This is a genomic window from Bradyrhizobium uaiense (assembly GCF_010811875.1).
Lineage (GTDB): Bacteria > Pseudomonadota > Alphaproteobacteria > Rhizobiales > Xanthobacteraceae > Bradyrhizobium > Bradyrhizobium uaiense.
Genome location: NZ_VKHP01000804.1, coordinates 1 through 247, shown reverse-complemented (window position 1 = coordinate 247; position 247 = coordinate 1). Strand labels below are relative to the sequence as shown.

Genomic DNA, 247 nt, shown 5'->3' with positions numbered 1-247 from the left:
GAGCCAGTGTCCTGCGCGATCATCAGCCGGTGGAACGGCGTCTTCGACTGTTCGGAGTCGATCGGCAGCTCGCCTGCAATGAAGAACGGCGTGCCGTAGACATGCAGCGCCTTGTCGACCGCGATCGTCGGCCCGGCGCGCGCTGATCTCTATTTCGGCGCCGGCGCGGACGCCGGGAAGGTCTCGGGGCGGCTGCGGCACAACATGCAGTTCGTGATGCTGGTGCCGAAGGGTCTCGACCCCGGCG

At 67.2% G+C, this 247-nt stretch carries 1 protein-coding gene and 1 pseudogene; one reads left to right on the top strand and one right to left on the bottom strand.

The window, feature by feature from the left end; all coding sequences use genetic code 11:
- On the bottom strand, positions 1–80 hold an 80-nt coding region (locus FNJ47_RS55160), incomplete at its 3' end, for a hypothetical protein (protein ID WP_430649494.1).
- A 37-nt stretch (positions 81–117) separates the two neighbouring features.
- Here FNJ47_RS55160 and FNJ47_RS47515 point away from each other — a divergent pair.
- Positions 118–247 (top strand): annotated as a pseudogene (locus FNJ47_RS47515) (3D domain-containing protein); the annotation flags it as partial.